Source organism: Olleya sp. Hel_I_94 (assembly GCF_007827365.1).
Lineage (GTDB): Bacteria > Bacteroidota > Bacteroidia > Flavobacteriales > Flavobacteriaceae > Olleya.
In genome coordinates this window covers 2,073,354-2,096,828 of the sequence record NZ_VISI01000002.1, presented here as the reverse complement: position 1 = coordinate 2,096,828, position 23,475 = coordinate 2,073,354, and the positions used below count along the sequence as shown (strand labels likewise).

17 protein-coding genes are annotated in these 23,475 nt (G+C 32.6%); 6 read left to right on the top strand and 11 right to left on the bottom strand.

What is annotated here, in order from left to right; translation table 11 throughout:
• Positions 1-8 precede the first annotated feature (8 nt).
• From JM82_RS12625 to JM82_RS12595, 7 genes are all read right to left on the bottom strand, one after another.
• Positions 9-1,370 carry a glucoamylase family protein gene (locus JM82_RS12625; RefSeq protein ID WP_145004527.1) on the bottom strand — a complete coding sequence of 454 codons (1,362 nt, stop codon included), beginning with the start codon at positions 1,368-1,370 and terminating at the stop codon, positions 9-11.
• Positions 1,371-1,372: 2 nt separating this feature from the next.
• Complete coding sequence (locus JM82_RS12620) at positions 1,373-2,740, bottom strand: glucoamylase family protein (RefSeq protein ID WP_145004524.1); 1,368 nt, start codon at positions 2,738-2,740, stop codon at positions 1,373-1,375.
• A 98-nt stretch (positions 2,741-2,838) separates the two neighbouring features.
• A complete protein-coding gene (locus JM82_RS12615; protein ID WP_145004520.1) occupies positions 2,839-4,548 on the bottom strand; it encodes a LamG domain-containing protein in 1,710 nt (569 codons plus the stop codon).
• Between the two features lie 18 nt (positions 4,549-4,566).
• Positions 4,567-6,099, bottom strand: coding sequence for a RagB/SusD family nutrient uptake outer membrane protein (locus tag JM82_RS12610; RefSeq protein ID WP_145004517.1), 1,533 nt, complete (start codon positions 6,097-6,099; stop codon positions 4,567-4,569).
• Positions 6,100-6,110: 11 nt separating this feature from the next.
• Positions 6,111-9,146: a SusC/RagA family TonB-linked outer membrane protein gene (locus JM82_RS12605; protein ID WP_145004514.1), complete on the bottom strand. Its 3,036-nt coding sequence runs from the start codon at positions 9,144-9,146 to the stop codon at positions 6,111-6,113.
• A 222-nt stretch (positions 9,147-9,368) separates the two neighbouring features.
• Positions 9,369-12,143 carry a LuxR C-terminal-related transcriptional regulator gene (locus tag JM82_RS12600; protein ID WP_145004511.1) on the bottom strand — a complete coding sequence of 925 codons (2,775 nt, stop codon included), beginning with the start codon at positions 12,141-12,143 and terminating at the stop codon, positions 9,369-9,371.
• 93 nt (positions 12,144-12,236) lie between these two features.
• Complete coding sequence (locus JM82_RS12595) at positions 12,237-13,184, bottom strand: NAD-dependent epimerase/dehydratase family protein (RefSeq protein ID WP_145004508.1); 948 nt, start codon at positions 13,182-13,184, stop codon at positions 12,237-12,239.
• Positions 13,185-13,345: 161 nt separating this feature from the next.
• Between JM82_RS12595 and JM82_RS12590 the strand changes: the two genes are divergently transcribed.
• The 4 genes from JM82_RS12590 (at position 13,346) to JM82_RS12575 (ending at position 20,157) form a co-directional block, all read left to right on the top strand.
• Entirely contained in the window at positions 13,346-13,879 is a 534-nt protein-coding gene (locus JM82_RS12590) for a hypothetical protein (protein WP_145004504.1), read from the top strand.
• Between the two features lie 40 nt (positions 13,880-13,919).
• Entirely contained in the window at positions 13,920-14,399 is a 480-nt protein-coding gene (locus JM82_RS12585) for a nuclear transport factor 2 family protein (RefSeq protein ID WP_261375382.1), read from the top strand.
• Between the two features lie 96 nt (positions 14,400-14,495).
• The gene (locus JM82_RS12580; protein ID WP_186439220.1) at positions 14,496-17,957 is read left to right on the top strand and encodes a T9SS type A sorting domain-containing protein; all 3,462 of its coding nucleotides are present in this window, start codon (positions 14,496-14,498) and stop codon (positions 17,955-17,957) included.
• A 103-nt stretch (positions 17,958-18,060) separates the two neighbouring features.
• A complete protein-coding gene (locus tag JM82_RS12575) occupies positions 18,061-20,157 on the top strand; it encodes a M13 family metallopeptidase (protein ID WP_145004494.1) in 2,097 nt (698 codons plus the stop codon).
• Positions 20,158-20,223: 66 nt separating this feature from the next.
• On the opposite strand, the gene JM82_RS12570 is transcribed toward JM82_RS12575, so the two are convergent.
• Positions 20,224-20,916, bottom strand: a complete 693-nt coding sequence (locus JM82_RS12570; RefSeq protein ID WP_145004491.1) for a tetratricopeptide repeat protein — start codon at positions 20,914-20,916, stop codon at positions 20,224-20,226.
• 202 nt (positions 20,917-21,118) lie between these two features.
• Between JM82_RS12570 and JM82_RS12565 the strand changes: the two genes are divergently transcribed.
• Entirely contained in the window at positions 21,119-21,583 is a 465-nt protein-coding gene (locus JM82_RS12565; protein ID WP_145004488.1) for a CBS domain-containing protein, read from the top strand.
• 11 nt (positions 21,584-21,594) lie between these two features.
• Here JM82_RS12565 and JM82_RS12560 read toward each other — a convergent pair whose 3' ends face one another.
• Genes JM82_RS12560 through JM82_RS12550 form a run of 3 tightly spaced genes read right to left on the bottom strand, consistent with a single transcriptional unit; the run spans position 21,595 to position 22,969 of the window.
• Positions 21,595-21,942, bottom strand: a complete 348-nt coding sequence (locus tag JM82_RS12560; RefSeq protein WP_145004485.1) for a hypothetical protein — start codon at positions 21,940-21,942, stop codon at positions 21,595-21,597.
• 3 nt (positions 21,943-21,945) lie between these two features.
• Positions 21,946-22,476 carry a GNAT family N-acetyltransferase gene (locus JM82_RS12555; protein ID WP_145004482.1) on the bottom strand — a complete coding sequence of 177 codons (531 nt, stop codon included), beginning with the start codon at positions 22,474-22,476 and terminating at the stop codon, positions 21,946-21,948.
• Positions 22,466-22,969: a DUF6265 family protein gene (locus JM82_RS12550; protein ID WP_145004479.1), complete on the bottom strand. Its 504-nt coding sequence runs from the start codon at positions 22,967-22,969 to the stop codon at positions 22,466-22,468. Before JM82_RS12550 ends, JM82_RS12555 begins: the two co-directional genes overlap by 11 nt.
• Positions 22,970-23,136: 167 nt before the next feature.
• On the opposite strand from JM82_RS12550, the gene JM82_RS12545 reads away from it, so the two are divergent.
• Positions 23,137-23,469 (top strand): single-stranded DNA-binding protein, encoded by a 333-nt coding sequence (locus tag JM82_RS12545; RefSeq protein ID WP_145004476.1) that lies wholly within the window; start codon positions 23,137-23,139, stop codon positions 23,467-23,469.
• Positions 23,470-23,475 lie beyond the last annotated feature (6 nt).

The window sequence follows — 23,475 nt, the reverse complement described above, 5'->3', positions numbered from 1 at the left end:
AAATGATTTTAATAGTTAAAGCCTAGTGTGTTTAGACCATTTTGAACGTCTTGATTTTGCATAAATAAATTCCAAATTAGTCCAGTCCTGTAGTTTTCTATCATAATTATTTGCGGACCTTGATCTATCGCTAAATAAGCGTCTGCTACCCAATAATCCTCTTTTGGGCTAAAGGCATCATAAAAACCTGCAGGTCCCAGTAAAATGTCACTTTTACTATAAAAAAATTGCATTGCTGCTAAAGATTTTTCTGGTGTATATGGTATAGAGCTAATCGCAGCAGTTGGAGATATTACTCCAATATCGTTTCCTGGTTGATGTGCTAAATATCCAATGGTACCATCATCATTGCGAGAGTAGCTGGCTGTTAAACCCCAACAATCTGTGCCATATTTAAAATAATTTAAAGGATTATCAACGCAATAAGCGTAGTTAATGTCTGTGTGGTTTTTGTTTAAAGTCCAATAATTTGCATATTGATCTGATAAATTTGTTGGGTTTAATCCTAAATAGGAATAGTGTGCCCAAAATAAAGGTCCAGTCCCTGATCCTGCGTGTTCTAAAACCGTAGGGATATTATATTGTGTGTCTGCAGTTACTATAGTTCCATTAGAAGCCCAGCCATCTGTATATACTGAGCTTGATATGCTGTGATCTGGTGAAGCTGCGCCAAGTATGAATGCAATTAGTGTTTCATTATAGCCTTTTAACTCTAGGTTTAAAGCAAATTGATTTGTTGGACTCCAATGCCAATATAGTTTATTTTGACCTTGTGTGTACCAATCCCATTCTACACCTTTCCAAAGGACATCTGCTTGGTTTGCTAGGGTTTGTTCTTGTGTTGATCCATTTTTAAAATATTCTTGGACACAAATTAGTCCTTGTGCTAAAAATGCAGTTTCTACTAAGTCTCCACCATTATCCTCAGGACTAAAAGGGATGACTTGTCCTGAGTTACCATCGATCCAATGTGACCAAGCACCATGAAAACGATCTGCATTTTCAAAAAAGTCGAGTATAGTAGTTAATCTTTGTACGCCTTGGTCTCTTGTAATATAGCCTTTTTCAATACCAATAATAATCGCCATTAATCCAAAACCACTACCTCCTGTAGTAACTATATTTTGGTTTAATGAAGGGTTACTAGGATGATAACGTTCCTTAGCTGCTCCTGACGGTGAATTTGCAAAATCCCAGAAGTATTTAAAAGTTTTTTCTTGTACTAAATCCATCAAGGCTTGATCCGTTAATGGCTCAATAACTGGAGTATTGTTGTTAGGAATATAAGGCTCTTGGTAACCTGGTCCATCATCTGATGCGCAAGAAAACAATAGGACTATTGTGATTAATATGAAGTGTATATTTTTCATTTTTAATTTATGTTTTTTAGGCTAAAATCCAATTTGGCAAGTCCGTTTTGTAAATCTTTGTTACCCATAAATAGTTTCCAAAATAAGCCTGTTCTATAATTTTCTATCATTATGGGAATTGGTCCTTGATCAATAGCTAAATATCTTGGCAAATACCATTTGTGTTCTATGCTAAAAGCATCATAAGGACCATATTTGCCGATTAAAGTATCTTGTTTTGTATACATATATCTAAGCATTTGCATACTTTGTTTAGGCGTATATGGAAATGAAGATAATGCAGCAGTTGGACTAATGACTCCTAAATCTGCTCCTGGTCTATGTCCTGAATATCCTTTCATGGAGTAACTAGAAGTTAGTCCCCAAAGACTGTCTCCATAGCCTTTAAATTTGTTAGGGTTTTTAACAGCATATTGATAATGTATCTTTGCATGATTAGTTGTTAATTGCCAATAGTCTGCATATTTATCCTTAATTATTTTTGGGTTTAAACCAAGGTAGGAATAGTGTGCCCAAAATAATGGGCCAATAGGTGAGTCATCATGTTCATAGTAATTTAAGACTAAAGGAATATCGTACATGCTGTCTGATGTTACAATGTCTCCTTTTTTAGCCCAACCATTATCATATACTGATTTTTTGATTGGATGTGTTGGCGAAGCAGCTGCTAGTACATACATAATCAAACATTCATTGTAGCCTCCAACGGGAAAATTCATTTCCCATTGATATTCTGATGACCAATGCCAGTATAGTGCATCTTCTCCGTTTTTTGTATACCAATCCCATTCTACTTCTTTCCACAATTTGTCTATTCTGTTAACTAATTGTTGTTCTTTTTGGTTTCCGTTTTTAAAATATTCAGAAACCGTTAGAAGTCCTTGAATTAAAAACGAAGTTTCTACTAAATCACCACCATTATCTTTTTTGCTAAAGGGAATTACTTTTCCGGTTTCACCATTAAGCCAATGTGGCCAAGCACCATGAAATCGATCGGCTGTTTCTAAAAATGTAATAGCTTTTAAGTATCTGTCCAATGCTTGCTCTCTTGTAATCCATTGTCTTTCTATCCCAACTAAAATAGCCATTAATCCAAACCCACTTCCTCCAGTTGTTACTGTGTTAATTGGAGTAGTTGGATAGATGTTGTCCATATGAACTCTTTCTCTGGCTAAACCAGAATTTGGGTCTGAAGCTTCCCAAAAATAATCAAACGTTTGTTTTTGTATGGTGTCTAATAATTGGTTATCTGTTAATTGTAATTTGACTGACTTAAAATCGGATATAGGTGTTTCTTTTTTACTTTTACAGCTCGTTAACACTATGAAAATTAAAAAGATAAGGGTAAAGTTTTTAGGAAGGATTTTCATTGAGTTATGAGATTAATTGCCTCAGCTGTATTAAAAACATAATACAGCTAAAGCATAGGAGAACTAAATCAAAATAAAAAGGGTGCTATTAATAAATATTATAACATAGACTGGATTTCAGCCTGTGTAAGTGTTGTGTTATATATACGTAATTCGTCCATTAGACTACTATCAGATAGGTGTCCCCAATAATCAAAGGTTGGTCCACCAGCACCAATAACCATTTGTGTACAACCAGTCCAATCAATACTTGCTCCAAGAGCAGATGTTAGGGTTTCGGCTCCATTAATGTAAATTTTACTTTCAGTAGGAGATACTGTTAAGGCTATGTGTACCCATTGTCCAGCAGTAACATCTATTACGCCTCCATCATTCCAACTTTCAGCAGTACCTGTTCCGATATTAACTTTTATACGTTGTTCTGTCGCGTTACCTTCTCTAAATAATCTAAAGCCTTGGTTTCTGTCATCAGCATCATCGCCTACGGTTAAAATTCCGGATCTATCAGGTGTTGCATTTACCTTATACCAAAAGGTTGTGCTAAACTGGTCGCTACCAAAAAGATTATTTGTAGGGAATGTTAAGTATGAATCTGTTGTCGCTGTAAAAGCGTCGCTTCCAGAATAACTATCAGATGTTGACTGTGGTGTTCCTACTTCTGAAGCAGTTTGTAAGCTAATTAAATCGGTATTACTGCCATCAAAAGGCATGTAAAATGTTTCGCCATTATAGATTGGTGTATATGGATTAGTCACATTAATCATGTTTTGGATTTCTGTTTGTGTCATTGCTATGTTGAATAATCTTAACTCGTCCATTGCGCTATTATCCGATAAATGATTCCAATAACTAAATGTTGGACCTCCTGCACCTATGTTAATATCATTACATCCAGTCCAGTCTATAGGATTAGATAATGCTATAGTGTTTACTGGTACTCCGTTAAAATAAATAACACTCTCTGTTGCCGAAATTGTAAATGCAATATGGATCCACTCTCCAGCAGTAACATCTATTACGCCTCCATCATTCCAACTGTCAGAAGCTCCTGTACCAATATTTATTTTGATACGTTGTTCTGTCGCACTACCTTCTCTAAATAATCTAAAGCCTTGGTTTCTGTCTATTTCATCATCTCCAATAGTTAAAATTCCAGATCTATCAGGAGAAGCATTAACTTTATACCAAAAGGCTCCAGTAAATTGGTTGCCTAAATTGGTTTGATCTAAAGGAAATGTTAGATAAGAATCTGTTGTTGCTTTATAAGAGTTTGTACCTAAAAAGCTTTCTCCTGCAAATGAAGGATTACCTGTTTGCGCTGGATCAGTAATGGTTACCAGCTCAGTAAATGTTCCATCAAATGGCATGTAGAAAAATTCTCCATTAAATAAAGGAGAATAAGGAGGCTCTTTGCTAAAATTAACTAATGTACTAGTTATGTTTCCTGAGATATCTGTAGCGCTAACCTCTACAGTATGTTCACCACTTGTGATTCCGCTATGTGGTACACTTGCATTGAAATTGCGATAGTCTAAAAACGAATTAAAGGTTGCAATTTGATTACCATCTACTTTAACAGAGATGATTTGAATTTCGATATCATCCGAAACTTCAAACTGAATATCAATTGCGCTTTCAATTGCTATGTCTTGAATTGCTGTACCTTCTGTTGGAAAAATCACATTTACAGTTGGTGCTCCAGCATCTGGTCCAGGATTAACCTCTGTTAATGGGTCTATACCTTCGTAGCAAGATGACATTAAGACTAATACAACTAGTGATACTATATATTTACTAATATTTTTCATGATTAAAGGGTTTTAATATTATTCTAATGGAAGTAAGTCAAGTTGTGCTTGTGGGTAAGGTAAAAGCTCGTCTTGAGCCGTAAACGTCCTACCTTCGTAGCTTAACTCATCATACTTATTAAGTCTAATCATATCAAAGTATCTGATTCCCCATTCCATACCTAATTCTGCAAATTTTTCATCCATTACATCATCTGTTGTTACTCCAGATAATGGACTCATTCCTACACGATTTCTAACCATGCTGACTGCTTGATCAGCTGTCATAATTGAGCCTGATGCACCATGAGTTAGTGCTTCTGCATACATTAATAATATTTCTGAATATCTTATAACGTTAAAGTTTTTACTAGACCCATAATCGTTTCTTCCAGGAGTTAACTGGTTAGAAGGTAAGTAGTGTTTACCACTTGCAAACATTGCTCTAGTGTAGTCATTAAATACGTCTCCATCTGGAGTTGTGTTACTTATATAGCTAGGTAAAGTTGAGTAGCTAGGATCTAGCATAATCTCTGCAATACCACGTGGTGTAAAACATACGCTGGTCACAAGACGCGTTTCCTCATCTCTATCTATCATAAATTTAATATACTTTAAGCTAGGCTCATAAAAACCCCATCCACCAGAAGCTGTAGACACTGCAGGTGTCCAACTTGAAGGTCCAAAAGGTGCATATAGATGGTTGTTTGTGTTACCTGTATCAGTGTTGTAATCTGAAAATTGTAATTCAAATAAACTTTCGTTGCTTAGTTTTCCTGGTTTTTTAAATAATTCGTAAAAATCAGGAAATAAAGTAAACTTATTAGAGCTAATAATTTCTGCAGTAATATCTGCAACAGCTTGATAGTTTTCAAGTTCTAAATTTGCTAAAGCTTTAATGGCTAAGGCTGTGTATTTAGTAACTCCACCAGGAACATCTGTTCTCTCGTTTGGTCTCATGTCAGATAAAAAAGGGATGGCTTCATCCATAAGTTCTGATACGTAAAGCATAACGTCTTCTTTAGTGTCTACACCATTATCTATGTCTGTAGATACGTTAGAGTTAGTTATAATAAAAATATCTCCCCAAAGACGTGACATTTGTAAGTGTTGAAAACCGCTTAATACTTTAGTTTCTGCGATATATTGATCAGCTAAACTTATATTGTCTCCAGTAGCAAACTCTTTATATTTAAGTATTGTTTCTCCAGAGTTTACGATATCTGTAATATCTCCATAAAAGTTTTCCCAAACTTGATTGTACATCCAATAACCATTGTCATAATTGTAAAGGTCAGCGTTAGTAAATCCGCCTTGAGCATCTCCGACACCACCAGCGTTTACGTCATCACCTCGTACGCCTATTAATAATGGATCTTCCCAGCCTCTAGAATAGGTTTCAGAATAAGCACCAATTAATGGTAATATCATGTCTTCTGATGCAGTAAAATCTAAATCATCTGCAGACAATTGACCGTCATTTTCCTCTAATTTGTCACTACAAGATACTGTGGTGATAAATGCAACTAACAACAATGCTAGTGGCTTTAAAAGTTGTTTTAAATTTTTCATTTTTAGCATTTTTATATTTTAATATTAACACCAACAGTATAAACTGCTGGGATTGGATATGTTTGTCTGTCTACACCATTTGCAACTTCTGGATTAAATCCATTGTAGCTAAAAGATGTAAATGGACGATCTGCTGTAAAAGTTATTTTAGTTTCTGGTAAGTTTTTACCATCAATTAACTTAGAAGGGATAGTGTAGGCAAGTTGTATGTTTTGAACACGGAAATAAGATCCATTTTCAACAAAGAAAGAACTCATTTTTTGGTTCCAACCTTTTCTTCTACCTTCAGAAGATGGATAGTCATTACTTGTTCCTTCTCCATGCCATCTGTTTATGGCAAAATCTGCATCGATGTTAGTGTCATTAGTAAATAATACTTCACCTCTTTTTCTGTTTAAAATTTCATTACCGCTTTGTCCAGCTATTGCAACAGAAAAATCGAAGTTTTTGTAGCTTACTTGCATATTAGCACCATATGTAAAATCAGGTAAATATGAGCCTAACACCACTCTGTCATCTGCATCAATTTTACCATCATTATTTTGGTCTTTATAAATAAAATCACCTGGTACAAGTTGGTTACTGTTTTCTGAAAGCTCATACTGAGCTGTTGGATCTGCAGCTACTTGTGCTTCGTTTTGATAGACTCCGTCAATTTCCCATCCATAAAAAGCATTTACAGGCTCTCCAACCATTAATCTTTGTCTAAATTCTGCACTACCAGTATCATAATAACCTTGGTCTGTGTTTATTTTTGTTACTTTATTGTCTAAAGTTCCAAAGTTTCCGCCTACTGAAAAGCTCCAATTATCATTAATTGTTTGGCTCCAATTAGCAGCAATTTCTAGACCTTGGTTTCTCATTTCACCAGCATTAACCAATAAAGTGTTACTTACAATTGCTTGATCAACCGGAACGACTAGTTTTTTAGTGTCTCTGATAAAGTAATCTGCTTCTAATGTTAATTTGCTATTAAATAACCTTGCGCTAATACCAAAATTAGTCTCTTCTAGTATTTCTCTTTCTAAATCTGTAAAGTTGCTAGAGCTAATAATTCCATTAGTTTGTGTGTCGTCGATTGCAGTTGTTAATTGAGATACTGTTCTGGTACCAGCACTTCCACCTAATTGTCCATTAGCTAATTGCCCCCAACTTGCACGTAGTTTAAGAAAATCTATAACATTACTATTTTGCATAAAATTTTCTTTAGAGACAACCCATCCTACACCAAATGCAGGTGTTGTTTCCCATATTTTTTTAGGAAATTTTGCATCACCTTCACGTCTAACTGTAGCATTTAACAAGTACTTATCTTTTAAGCTATACTCTAATCTTCCAAAATATGCTAAAGTGTAAAAGCGGTCTCCAATTTCGTTAACTTGACTGGCAAAAGAGGTTGGATCTGCAAAATTTAAATACCACGAACTTTCTAAATCTATTCCTTGCACGTCATTACCAGTAGCACTAAAACTATTAGTTTGCTCATCACCATATGACGATCCAGCTAATAATTTAAAACTGTGATCACCAAAGTTGTCTTTATAAGTAAGGGTGTTGTCCCAATACTGAGTAGAGTAGGTTAGATTTGCTCTTCTTATAGAAGACGTCTCTCTTTGTGAGTTTTGTGAAATGAAATATGGTAATCTTACATTACGCTCTGCTATTGTAGAGTAGTCGTGGCTATAAGATGTTTTAAAAGAAAGCTTGTCAGGAACAAGATCATACTCTGCATAAACACTAGCTAATATTTTTTTTATCTTTAATTGGTTGTTATTGTAGGTCATTGAAGGAAAAGGGTTTTGAGATCCTCTGTAACCTAAAAGCGTAGCGTCTGAAAACGGAATTGGCGATGCGTCTGTATTTGCATAGTCATTAACTGGAAGAATTGGCACTGCAAAATAGGCTTGAAACCATGCGCCATTTTCTGGATTATATTTAGTAGCATTACTAAAAATAGAATTTACGCCAATTTTTAATCTGTCTGAAACTTTAAAATCAAGATTGGATTGAAGGTTAAAACGCTCGTATTCGTTTTTCATATCTAAGATACCATCTTGAGAAAAATAACTTGCATTGACACCATAAGATGTAGACTCGCTACCACCATTTATAGCAATATTATGACTTGTAATTGTCGCATCTCGTAACACTTCGTTATACCAGTCTGTGTTTACATTTGGTACGTTCGGATTAATTCTGCTTCTACCAAATCTTTCAATTGCATTTTGTACAAATTGAATATCAGATTCTGATCCAGACTCGTAAGCCATAGTTACAAATTGTTCGGCATTAGCCATTTTTACCACATTTTGTGCATGTTGTATACCTGTATATCCACTATATGTGATTTCTGGTTTTTTCTCAAATTTACCACCATTTGTTTCTATGATAATAACACCATTAACACCACGTCTTCCAAAAATAGCAATTGATGACGCATCTTTTAAAACAGATACGCTTTGTATTTGGCTACTGTCTAGAAAATCGATGTTGTCGTAAAACATTCCGTCAACGACAAAAAGAGGTGTTCCACCTGCAGCGTAAGAGTTAACACCACGTATTCTAATAGAAGGCGAATCTCCTGGAGACCCTACGCTTGTCACTTGTACACCAGCAACCTTACCTTGTAAAGATTGCATTACATTACTGTTAGGTGTTTTTTGGATGTCTTCAGATTTTATTGTTGTGATAGCTCCTGTTACATCTGCTTTTTTTTGTGCACCATAACCAATAACAACAACCTCTTCTAGGGATTGTGCATCCACTTCTAAAGCGATGTTTATAACGTTATTATTAGTAATAGTAACATTTTTAGTTTTAAAACCAATGTAACTAAACTCTACTATATTGCCTTGAGAAAGTGTGATAGCATAGTTACCATCAAAATCAGTACTTGTTCCTTTAGCTGTACCCTTTACTATAACATTAACGTTTGGTAAGGGTAAACCATCCTCCGCACTTGTAACAACTCCTGTTACAGTTTTGTCTTGAGCTAAAATACTAATGCTCAATAAAAAGAAGAATAGAAAATTAAGTTTTAATTTCATGTATTTTTATTTTAGAATGTTAGTGAAGTAAAATTACTATCAATTTATCTTTAATTTTAAAATACAAATACATTTTGATTACGTCAAGGTTAAGTTAATGTTAACAAAGCTAGTGCTGACGTATTGTAAACCATAGTATTAATCAGTAAATAGTACACTAAAACGATATAGTGACGTAGTATTGACGTAGTGATTTGTGTTATAATTTAGATAAAAATGCGTTTAAATGAAGCTGTTTAGGTAGTCTGTAAGCGAGTCTTCTGAGCTTAAATTTAATTTTCGTTTTAAACGATATCTGTGTGTTTCAATTCCTCTGGTAGAAATATTCATTAAAGGCGCAATCTCTTTTGTTACTAAATTCATCTTAATATATGCGCATAATTTTAAGTCTTTATGCGATAGTTTAGGATGTTTAATTTTTAATTGATTGAAGAATTTTTCATGCACCTGATTAAAGTTATATTCAAATATTTCCCATTCGTCTTTATGACCAATGGTATGATCAATTTTTTTCTGAAGACGTTTGCTAACTTGTTTATTTTGGAACTGACCTTCGTTAATTTGAAGTTCTTTTTTTATTTCTAATAAAGCTTCATTTTTCTTAACCAAGGCAATAGCTGTATTTGCTAATTGCTTGCTTTTTAATTTGATCTCGTTTTGAAGTGATTCATTTTTAAGTTTAATAATCTTACGATCATTTTCAATATTTTTTTCTTTTAAAATCTGTTGTTGCTCTTTTTTAAATTCTATTTCTAGTAGTTTTTGTTCTTTCTTCATTTTTCTTTTATGAAGTAAATACATTATACCTAAAGCTAAAATTAAGGCTAATGCGTATATTATAAAACCTGTACTAGACTTGTACCATGGTGGTAATACATGAAGATTTATTGTTTTTACTGGAGAGGTTTCGCCTGCTTTATTGGAAGTCCTGAATAATATTGAAAAGTCTCCGTTTTTGATGTTGGACAATACTAAGTTTTCATTATCTACTTTGTCCCATTTAGTAGGATTTGTGCTTAAACTGTATTCAAAAAAATGATTGTTAGAGTTTGGAGAGGCTATAGATATGCTTAGTTTTCCGTTATTTGGTAACTCTATTACCGAAGTGTCAATCTTTACTCTAATGTCGTTTACTTGTATTTTTTCGATTAGTGGTTTAACTGGTTTTTTAACGGTAAAATTTTGGTTTGCATTTAGTAATAAAAAGCCATTATTTAAGTTAAGCGCATAGATAGAGTCATTAATTTGTGATATGTTTTCATACCCAACAATTAGTCTGTCATCATAATAATCTCTAGTTAAAACCAATTTATCGTTGTTAGTGGCTTTAAGTTGAATGATGCCTTTATTGTTTTTAAAAAATAAGTTATTAGTTAAATCTTCTGAAACGACATCAGATTGAGGACCTATTTTGTCGTTTAAAAATTTATATGGAATTATGCTGTCAGCCAATGGCTCGTAGGTTTTCCATCCATCATTGGTTTTAAAGCAAATATTGTTTTTAATTTTATAGACTTTAATGTTGTAGTCGGAAGCAGTTGCTTTTGTGTTATATTCCTTATAATCAATAATGGAATCAAAGGTGTTATTTAACTTTACTTTTATTAAGCCTTTGTAAGCATGTGCTGCCCAAATATTATTTTTGTCTTCAAACTCTAAATATTTTATTGGGATTGTTGGTTGTCCTAAGTAGGATGCAGCCCAGCTTTCTTCTGTTTTATTAAATTTTACTAATCCACCATAAGTTCCTTGAACATAGCTGTTGTTATCAGGTATTTTTTTTATTGTCCAACCTCCTGTAAAGTTTGATATTAACTGTATGGTGTTATTTTTTACTAAAAAAGTACCATCATTATGTCCACAAAATAACTGATTATCTATCAGTTTAAGATCCCATACTTGTCCTTGAGACCCTTCAATAAATATTAATTGATGTTGATTGTTTAAATAATATAGACCTGTGTTGCTACCAATATAAATGGTGTCATTATACTTTATTACATCGTAAACTGCACCTAGTTTACCAGAAACATCATTATAGTATGTTATGTTGTTTTTTAAATTTATTTTGGATAATCCATTGTCTAAACAAACCCAAATATTAGCATCATTATCTGCTATTATATTTAAAACGGTGTTGTTAACTAGTCCATTTTCTTTATTAATATTAAATATGACTTGCCCTAAGTTGTTTGTAACATAAATTCCATTTTTTATAGTTCCAAACACCATATTTCCGTTTTCTAATTTTAAAAAACTATTAAGTTGATGTTTTTTTATTATATCATTAATTGGAAGCTTAGTTGGTTGTAGGTTGTTATTTATTAACGTAAAGCTTCCTTTTAAAGCAGTTGTAATTAATAAACTATTTTGGTAGTTGGCTATTCCAATAATTTTAGCGTCAACAAGATCATCGCTAAATAAGAAAGGTGTTAAGGTATTGTCTTTTAGTGTAAATATTCCGTTGGTTAATGTATTAACATAAACCGTATTGTTAGATACAGAACAAGAGATGATTGTATCAGTAGATTCAATTTTTGTAATGGTATTGTTGTCTAAAACATAAACGTTTAAAAAAGATCTAAAGATTATTTTGTTGTCATGTTGTAGAATTTGCCAAAACTCCTCATTAAGTGATTTGTTTCGATTAATTAAATGCGACAACGAATGATAAATTAGTTCTCCTTTGTTGTTGTATTGCCAGTAGCCAAACTCTTCATACGAGCCAGTATATATCTTGTCTTTAACAACTAAAACAGAGCGGATTGTAGTTTTGTTGGGTAATGCGTTTAGTTTCCAATTTAAACCATTATATACTAGTAAACCATTATTATTTGCAACATAGACTTTTCCGTTTTCAGCTTTAGAAACGCCCCAGTTTTGGTTTCCTGCATCATATTGCGAAAACGAAAAATTTTCAAAATAAGGAGTATATTGTGCTTGAGCAAGTTGACTTGCTATTAGTACAATAAATAACAGATATATCCTTATTTTCATTGTAATTAAACGTTTGTTTCGATAATGTATAAATTTAGTTAGAGATTCTTTTTTAGATATTTAACTATCTACAAATTAGATTATTTAATACAACTAAGACTTTTTACTTAAGTTGCTTAGCATGTCTTTGGTTATTCCATCTAAATCAAATTGATGTTTCCAATCCCATTGCTCTCTAGCTTCAGTGTCATCAATACTACTTGGCCAAGAGTCTGCAATTTGTTGTCTAAAATCAGGCTTATAGCTGATTTTAAATTCTGGAATCTCTTTTTTTATAGATTCTGCAATCTCTTTTGGGGTAAAGCTAATTCCAGAAAGATTATAAGAAGATCTAATTTTTATTTTGTCAGAATTTGCAGACATAATATTTACAGTAGCTTTAATAGCATCATCCATGTACATCATTGGTAGCGCTGTGTTTTCGGTTAAAAAACACTCGTAATTTTTATTTTTTAAAGCTTCATGATAGATTTCTACAGCATAATCTGTTGTTCCTCCACCAGGTAGCGTTTTCCAGCTAATTATTCCTGGATAACGTAAGCTTCTTACATCTACATCATATTTTTCGTGATAATATTCACACCAACGTTCACCAACTTGCTTGGTAATTCCGTAAACAGTAGTTGGTTCCATAACAGTGTATTGAGGAGTGTTTTCTGTTGGAGTAGTAGGTCCAAATACAGCAATACTAGAAGGCCAAAATACTTTTTTAATAGCTTTAGCTTTGGCTAAATTTAATACATGAAAAAGTGATTGCATGTTTAAATCCCAAGCTTTCATTGGATACTTTTCTCCTGTAGCACTTAATAAAGCTGCCATTAGGTAAATGGTATCAATATTATGTTTTTCGCAACATATTTTAATGGATGCATAATCCATAGCATCGATAATCTCAAATGTGCCAGAATTGACTAAATCAAGGTTATTGTAATTTAAATCACTTGCAATAACATTAGCATCACCATGAATAGCTCTAAGTTTGTAGGTTAATTCTGAACCTATTTGTCCTCCTGCTCCAATAATTAATATTTTTTCGCTCATTTTGTTGGATTATGTGTAAAATATGCGCTCAAAAGTAATAACATTTTAAAGATTTATTAATAAAAAAATTATAAAAGTGGTCAGAATAAACAATTTTAAGTTTTAATAATATTTAACTCTTTAATCTAATATATTTGTGTGTCAAACATTTAATTTTAATCATGAGATTTATAAAATTATTAGTAATTACTGTGTTATTATTTACATCTTGTAAAAAGGAAAACACAGAAATAACAGCTGAAGAGGTATCAAAGCAAAATACAGTTGTAACGGATTCGTTAAAATTAACTAAGAAAGATATTTCTAAAGTTAATTATAAAGACATTGGTTTAGATGCAAAGACTAATAAGGTTATTTCAAATTGGCAACCATATTTAAATGTTGTTAACGGAATAGAAAAAATCAAACTTCCTGATTTTTCATTTTTTAATGCAGATACAGATTTGTTTGTTTCTAGCCTTAAAGATTTAGAAGAAACAATACCTGAAGGTATCAATACTGAGCCTATTAAAGCTAGAGTTTTGGTTCTAAAAACTATGCTTTTTAAGTTTCAAGAAATTGAAAGTTTAAATACAAGTTCAAAAAAAGATAAGTTATTGGCAATACAACAAGTGTTTGTTGCGCTTTCTAATTTAAACCTTCAGATAAACAAAAAGATAGAAAAAGATAGTCAAACTATTATAAAGCCTTATTAAAATAAAATACGTATTTTTTTGTCTAATAGGTCTTACCCTATTGTTTTCGTGTAAAGTAGCAGAAGTGCAAGTGGATTTTGCAAAGCAAAAAGTAGATATAAATTATAGTTTGGAAGCTTGGCATAAAGCTGCTGCAGAAGCCAATTTTGATGCTTATTTTAATTTAATGACCACAGATGGCGTGTTTATAGGTACAGATGCAACCGAAAATTGGCAAAACAATCAATTCAAGGCATTTGCTAAACCTTATTTTGATAAAGGAAAAGCATGGCGTTTTACTACAATATCAAGAAATATTTATGTTTATGAAAATCAAAAATTAGCGTGGTTTGACGAATTATTAGATACACAAATGGAAATTTGCAGAGGATCTGGAATTGTTGAAAAAGTTGGCGATGTATGGAAGGTTAAACATTACGTCTTGTCAATAGCAATTCCAAATGATAATGTAAGTGAAGTGACAAATTTAAAAAAGGTATCAGATAGCTTTTTAAAGTTGAAATTATTAAAAAACTACTAAATACTTAAAAAATAATGTATTTTGTCGATGTTTTTTGTTAATACGTCAGTAGTTAAATAAAAAACTTCTATTTTTGATTTTAAAATGTTAGAAAAAATGAAAAAAATGTTACTCTTAGTTTTTGTGCTTTTTAGTACTTTAACTTTTGCTCAATTTAATCAAGATGCTCCATGGATGAGTAGTCTTAAGCAAACGTCAAACGATAAATCAAAACCTGCAAAATTTCAGGATATAGTTGACGCCTTTAATACCTATTGGGAAACTAGAGACCCTAAACAAAAAGGGAGTGGTTATAAACCATTTAAAAGATGGGAAACGTATTGGTCAAATTATGTAAAACCAGACGGTACACTTCCAACATCTTTGGAGTTATGGAATACATATTTAGACGTTGTTAATTCAAAAAGCAACTTAAAAAGTAGCAATATAATGGTTGATGAGAGTGATTGGCAACCTGTTGGTCCTTTCACGCATTCTAATACTGGATCTTGGTCTTCTGGACAAGGTAGAATAAATGTTGTAGTGCAAGATCCAAATATACCTACTACAATTTATGCAGGAGCACCTGCTGGAGGTCTATGGAAGTCTATTGATTCTGGTTTGTCGTGGATTACCACAACAGATGATTTACCTCAAATAGGAGTTTCGGGAATTGCTATTGATAGCAATAATAGTGATATTATTTATATAGCTACAGGAGATGATGACGCAGGAGATTCTTTTAGTGTAGGTGTCATGAAATCTATAGATGGTGGATTAACGTGGAATACTACAGGATTAAATCCTGGAAATGCACCAAACTCTATGAATGATATTTATATCAATCCATCAAATTCTAATATGTTATGGGTAGCTACTAGTAATGGCGTTTATAAAACTATTGATGGAGGTACAAATTGGAGCAATCTTAATTCGTCTAGCGCTTCTAATGGTACTGTAGGATTAAATATTAAAGACATAAAAATTAAGCCAACAGATCCAAATATTTTATACGCAGTATCTAGCAACAGGTTTTATAAATCTGTTGATGGCGGAGAATCGTTTACATTGGTTACTGGAGGGTTACCTTTTAATGGTATTTCTAGAATGGTTATAGATGTAACACCTGCAAATCCTGACGTGGTCTATGTTTTGCTATCGGATAATAGCTATGGTTTTAGAGGTGTTTATAAATCATCAAATGCTGGTGTTAATTTTACTCAAGTAGCTTCATTGGCTAATAATGGTGATATTTTTGAATCTACGCAGTCTTGGTACGATCTTGCTTTTGCAGTTTCGGACACAGATGAAAACGAAATTTATACAGGAGTCCTAAATATTTGGAAAGGTAATGTTACCGGAAGTCAAACTAATTTCACAAAAGTTAATAATTGGAATGCACCATTTTCATCTTCTTATTCTCATGCAGACATTCATTTTTTAAGATTTTTTAATGGTGACTTATATGCAGGAACAGATGGTGGTTTTTACAAGTCTCAAAATAAAGGAATAAGTTTTACAGACTTAACAGCAGGAATGCAAATCAGTCAGTTTTATAGAGTAGCAGTATCAAAACAAAGCTCTAATAAAATGGTTGGTGGATTACAAGATAATGGTGGTCATGCTTTTAATAATGGACAGTGGCAAAATTATTATGGAGCAGATGGTATGGATACTGCAATTGATCCTGCAAACTCAAATAATTATTATGGATTTACGCAAAATGGAGGCGGATTATATATATCCTCAAATGCAGGTGGTGCAATAACAGGTAGTGTAGGTTCTCCTGCTGGAGAAGAGGGTAATTGGATTACACCTTTGGCTATGAGTGTTAATAGTGAGCTATATTCTGGTTTTAATTCATTATATAAATTAGTAGGTAATAATTGGGTAGCAGTGTCGTCTTCATTTGGTTCTAATATTGATGCTATAGAGATCGATCCAATAAATCCAGATAATATCTATGTTGTTATAAATGCTTCATTAAGAAAAAGTACTAATGGAGGAGTTTCTTTTACAAATGTTGCTTCTTTTAGTTCTAATATAACCTCTGTTGAAGTTAATAATTCTGATAATACGATAGTGTACGTTACTACCTCAGGATTTTTAGGTCAAGTTTTAAAATCAGTTGATGGCGGAAACAATTTCACCGACATAACAAGTGGCTTACCAACAGTAACTAAAAATAGTATAAAACATCAAGGATTACATTCTAAAAATCCATTGTTTTTAGGTACAAGTTTAGGCGTTTATAGATATGATGATGATACTTTAACATGGGATTTATTTAACAACGATTTACCTAATGTTGCTGTAACTGATGTAGAAATAAATGTTTTAGACGATAAAATTACTGCAGCTACTTACGGTAGAGGTATATGGCAATCTGTTATTCCAACCGAATTGGCAGCTACAGATGTTAAATTGGTAGCGCTTAATGGTATTAGTGCAGCTGTAGATTGTAATGCTAATATTGTACCACAAGTAGAAATTAAAAACAATGGGTTAAGTCCTATAACATCTGTAGATTTTAACTACTTAATCGATGGTGTTTCTAATGCTTATAATTGGACAGGTAATTTACTATCGGAAACATCAACTTTAGTGGATTTACCAGTATTAAATTTACCTAAAGGAATTTATACATTTAAAGTGTCATCAACTATTTCTGGTGATGCTTATGCAAGTAATAATGACTCAGAAGAAAAAGTTATTTATGTTAATGATAGTGGTGTAACACAAGTGGTAAACACATTTGAAACACCTGAAGAAGCATTATTAGTTATTGACGAAAGCGCAGCAACACAATATTGGCAACGAGGTGTTCCAACAGGAGCTGTCTTAAACAACCCATCTTCAGATTTGTCTAATCAAGTATATGGTACAAACTTGGTGGGAGATTATGATAACAATGTAAAAAGTTATTTAGTGTCGCAATGCTTTGATTTAACCACTTTATTAAGTCCTGAACTTAAATTTGATATGGCTTTTCAGCTTGAAGATGATTGGGATCTATTATATATGGAGTACTCCATTGATCAAGGATTAAACTGGACTGTTTTAGGTACAGCAACAGATCCAAATTGGTATAATAATGATACTGCACAAGGCGAAAATAATACGTGTTTTAACTGTATTGGGTCTCAATGGTCTGGAACAGATGCACAATCTGCTACAATGTCAGAGTATAGCTATGATTTAACAGCATTAAATGCAGAGACTAGTATTATGTTTAGGTTTGTATTTCAGTCTGATCAAGCTGTTCAGGAAGAAGGTGTTATCATTGATAATTTTGTGATCAGAGGAACCGATAATTTAAGTGTTGACCAGTTTGAAACTAACAATTTTATGGTGTATCCAAATCCATCAAAAGGCTTATTCAATATTAAAACACTTTCTAATCAAAGTTTTGATGTTGCGGTTTATGACCTTACAGGGAAATTAATTTATAATAAATTAGAAGCTAAAACTAATAATAATTTATATCGATTGGATTTAAGTAGCTTTTCAACAGGAGTTTATTTTTTAAATTTACAAACTAATGTTGGCAGAATAACTAAAAAGCTAATTGTTAATTAAAAGTTAATTTAAACTTAAAAAACGCGCCTTACTACCAGCTAGTAGGCGCGTTTTTTATACCTTAAACAATTATTATACGCGTAATATAAACACTATCAAAAAAATGAAAATCAACCTTAAAAAATCAACTGTAATTGGTATAGTTGGCTGCTTAACCATCATGGGATGTAAAGAAGATAAGCCAGCGGAACCAACTGCAAAATTAGAAGTCGTTCCAGGAATCAATTTAGATTACATGGACAAGTCAACACAACCTAAAGAAGATTTCTTTAGATATGTAAACGGAAAATGGTTAGACAATAACGAGATTCCGGATGATCAAGCTACTTGGGGAAGTTTCCAAGAATTGCGTAAAAAAACAGATGCTGACGCTTTGGCAATTTTAAAAGCAGCAATGTCTGATAATAAAGATCTTGAAAACATTAAAGTATTACCAGGTTCTGACCAAGAAAAGGCAGTTTATTTTTACCAAACTATTATGGACACTATTGGTCGTAATAAGTTAGGTATTGAGCCAGTAAAACCATATTTAGCTAAAATTGAAGCTATAAAAAATATCGAAGACCTACAGGCTTACATGATTGAAATGGAGCCTCAAGGTGGAGGTGGTCTTTATGGATTTGGTGTAGGATCTGATCCTAAAGATAGTAACCGTAACGTTGCCTATTTAGGAGGAGGAAGTACAGGTTTACCAGACAGAGATTACTACATTAAGGATGATGCCGACTCAAAAGAAAAAAGAGAAAAGTATGTAGCACATATCACTAGGATGTTTCAATATTTGGGTGATGATGAAGCAACAGCTAAAACACAAGCAGAACAAATTTTAGCTTTCGAAACAAGATTAGAAGAAGCTAAAATGGATAAGGTAGATCGTCGTGATGCACGTAAGCGTTACAATCCAAGATCAATTGCAGAGGTTCAAAAAATGGTGCCTGCAGTTAATTGGAAAAACTTTATTTCTGGTATAGGTGTAAAACAATTAGATACCGTTATCATAGGTGATCTAGGTTACTTTAATAGATTACAAGAAGTATTGGCTGATGGTAATGTTAGCGACTGGAAAGCGTACTTAAAGTGGCAAACATTTAATAGTGCTGCTGGTTATTTAAGCACAGATATTGAAACTGCTAACTGGGAGTTTTACGGTAAAGAATTGAATGGATCAAAAGCACAACGTCCAAGGGAAGAACGTGCTTTAGGTGCATTAAACGGGACCGTTGGAGAAGCTTTGGGTAAATTATATGTTGACAAAAAGTTTCCAGCAGAAGCTAAAGTTAAAGCTAAAAAAATGATTGAAAATGTCATCTTAGCGTTTGAGCATCGTATAAATAAATTAGACTGGATGAGTCCAGAAACTAAACAAAAAGCAATCGAAAAACTTAAAGCAACTAAAGTTAAGATTGCTTATCCAGACAAATGGAAAGATTATTCCGATTTAAAGATTAATAGTGTTGAAGAAGGTGGGTCTTATTTACAAAACTCTTTAAATGCTACTGCATGGAATTTTAAAGATGATATTCAAAAATTAGGAAAACCAGTTGACAAGTCAGAATGGTACATGGCTCCTCAAGTGGTAAATGCTTATTTTAATCCAGCTTACAACGAAATTGTTTTTCCAGCAGCTATTTTACAACCGCCTTTCTATAATTATACTGCAGATGATGCTGTAAATTATGGAGGAATTGGAGCTGTAATTGGACATGAAATTTCACATAGTTTTGATGATTCAGGATCACGTTATGATAAAGATGGAAATCTTAACAATTGGTGGACAGATGAAGATTTAAAACAATTTGAAGGTTTAGGAAAAGCTTTAGCTGATCAATATTCAAGTATTGAAGTATTGCCAGAAACCAATATTAATGGTGCTTTTACATTAGGTGAAAACATTGGAGATTTAGGAGGTGTTTTAGCTGCTTATGATGCTTTGCAAATGAGTTTTGAACAAAATGGAAGACCAGAAGATATTGATGGTTTTACAGCAGAACAACGTTTCTTTATGTCTTGGGCAACCGTTTGGAGAACCAAAATGCGCGATGATGCATTAAAAACTAGAATTAAAACAGATCCACATTCTCCAGGGATGACAAGAGCTGTACAACCTTTATTAAATATTGATGCATTTTATAAAGCGTTTGATATTAAAGAAGGAGATAAAATGTTTATCGCACCAGAAGATCGTGTAAGAATCTGGTAGTATACACTAACATAAAAAAAAGCCTTCCTGTTTACAGGAAGGCTTTTTTTATACACTAAAACTAATTTAGTTTTTAGGTTGATTCTGCTGTGCTGTTAATGCGTTTTTTGCAATCAATGCCATATTAAATTCAGGCTCAATAGCTAAAGCTTTTTCTAATATTAATAAGGCAGCACTAATATTTGTGTCTTTATTTTTATTTAATAAGACTAAAGCATCTAAGTAATATAAACCTGCTTTTAAAGATACAGCATAGGGTTGTTGTGTTTCGTAAAATGTTTTTCCTTGCGTGTCTTTTACAGTCGCTAAACCTAAATCAATATATTTTTTAGCTTCCGTAAGGTTGTTTAAGTTTAAATAAATTTCTGCAATCTCATAAGCTACAGGAGCATTTGGAGATTTGTCATGCATAGTTTTAAAAAAAGGAATAGCTTTATTTAAATCACCTAAAGATTTTAAAGCAACAGCTTTAACTTCTAAAGCGATATCAGAGTCTGTAGACTTTTGCTCAATACCAATAGTGTTTAGAGCTTGAGTGAATTTTCCTTCGTTTAAATACACATAAGCTAACGTGTCTTTTCTTGCTTCTGATGGCTTTAAAAGGTTAAGGTGTGTTAAGGCGTTTATAATACCTTGTACATCACCTTGCGTCTTCATTTGTTTGTAATAGGCTTCATAATGTTTTGATAATGCGTCATTGGTTTGTGCATTTGCTGTAAGACCAAAGCATAAAATTACTAGATAAAGTATGTTTTTCATTTTAAATATTTTAATTGTTCCAAAACTATAATTTTTTTTGAAGTATTTTTCTTAAATAATTAATTATTAATAGGTTGATTTTAGTAGTTGTGTAAGCCTAGTTTTGCGTTAAGCTTATTCAATATTGGCTATTTAGTTTGTTAATGGTTTAGGTTAAAAGATTAAAATTCAGTAACTTTAAGTGAATAACAAATTTAAAATTATGGGAATTAAAAGTTTTGAAGGTCCAAGAAAAGGACAGCAGTTAGATACTAATCAATCGTTAAGAGTTAGTGATTATATGACTAGAGATTTGATAACTTTTAAATCCACGCAAAGTGTGGAAGATGTTATTGATACTTTAATTAAGTATAAAATTTCTGGAGGACCAGTAGTAAATGATAAAAATGAATTGATAGGTATAATATCTGAAGGCGATTGTATTAAGCAGATTAGCGATAGTCGTTATTATAATATGCCTACTGAAAATAATAGCGTAGAAAAGCATATGGTTAAAAATGTTGAAACCATTGATGGTAATTTAGATGTTTTTGATGCTGCAGCTAAATTTTTAGAGTCTAAGCGTAGACGTTTTCCAATAGTAGAAGACGGAAAATTAGTTGGACAAATTAGCCAAAAGGATATTTTAAAAGCAGCAATGCAATTAAAAGGTCATAACTGGAAATAGATTTAGTATGCTTATTGACGTTTTACTAAAGCATAAAAATCATTATCTAAAGGTAAGTAGCCTTGGTCATAAACAAAGTAATATATAGTACCAGCCTTAGTTGTGTATGTGCTTGTAAAATAATTAAAATCAAAACCTTTAGCTTCTAATTTAGTTTTTGTGGTTTTGGTTTTTTGTTCTGGATTAAGACTTTCTAAAATGCGCCAATTTTTACGTAATCGATTATTAATGTTGCGGATTAAGTTTTTACCATCTTTATTAACCTTGTTGTTGTGCGCATTCCTGCAACCATCGCTACAAAATTTTTTATCTATGCGTCCAACTATTTTGTCTCCACATTCAGGACAGATTTTAGCCATAATTTATTTATTTTCAATTTTATACCAACGTAAATTTAATTTTTCATGTTCAAAATAAAAATCGTTGACATATTGTAATCCTATTTTTAAAAGTGCGTTGTGTGAGGCTTGGTTACCAGCTTCAGTGGTTGCATAAAGTTCGGGTAGTTTCATGGTGTTAAATGCATAATGCACAGCAGCTTTACCAGACTCGGTAGCATATCCTTTTCCCCAATAACGTTCAATTAATCTATAGCCAACATCATAGTATTTTGTATATCCATTCATGTTGTATTCTGTATTTAATCTAATACCAGACCAACCAATAAAATCACCTGTTGCTTTTTCAATAACAGCAAATCTACCAATGCCACGATCTGCATACTGCTGCTTAACATTGTCTAATATTTTTTTAGCTTCGGCTTTAGTTTTAATAGGTTTGTTACCTAAATATCTATGAACATTTGGATTAGAGTCTAGCTCAAACATACCTTCTAAATCCGTAGTTCTTAATTCTCGAAGTAATAATCTTTCGGTTTCTATATTAAAAGTCATTACTCTTTTTGTAGTTAAATTTTACTTCTTCAGTTTGTCCATTTTCTTCAATTACAACGTAGATATTAATTTCGGTATCACTTATTCTTTCAAATGTAAATTGATCAAAATATGCACGATTGTTATCTATTTTTATCAATTTAGCATCTACAGTTTCGTCCTTTTCTTCCCAACCTTTAAAGTCATTACTAAAATGTTTAAGCTGAAAAATTAAGGTGTCATCCACTTGTCTAATTCCGCCAAGTTCGTAAAAAACAACTTTACCATCTTTGACTAACTTAAAACTAAACATCATGGAGTCACCTAGAGGAGGACTCCAAATCTCTTCTGTTATACCACCAAAAGCTTCACCTTTCCAGTGACCAGCTATCCATGAGACTTGACTTAAATTGGCTTTTGGAGACGTCATGTGGTCTTCAAATTTTAAAGTATTAGTTTGTGAGTAGCTTACCGAAATAAACAACAAAATAAGTATGGTAATTGACTGTTTCATAATGTGTTAATTGTTTTACTAATATACACTTTTTCCGTTTACAAACGACAACAAACGTTTACAACCGACATTAAATGCGTAACTACCGAATAAAATTAGGGTGTTGTTTCATCTTTGCGGTGTCAAATGGAACTAATGAAGTTTGGCTTTTTTAAAAACCTTATCTTATGAATACGTTAAGAAACAAAGTACAGTTAATTGGAAACCTTGGTCAAGATCCAGAAATTATTAATTTAGAATCTGGTAAAAAGTTGGCAAGATTTACGTTAGCTACTAATGAAAGTTATAAAAACACTAAGGGCGAAAAAATTACTGATACGCAGTGGCACCAAATAGTCGCTTGGGGAAAAACTGCTGATATAATTGAAAAGTATGTAGTAAAAGGAAAAGAAGTTGCTATTGATGGTAAACTAACGACTAGAACTTGGGAAGATAAAGATGGTATGAAACGTTATACAACAGAAGTGGTTTGTAACGAGCTTTTGATGTTAGGTAAGTAATTATAG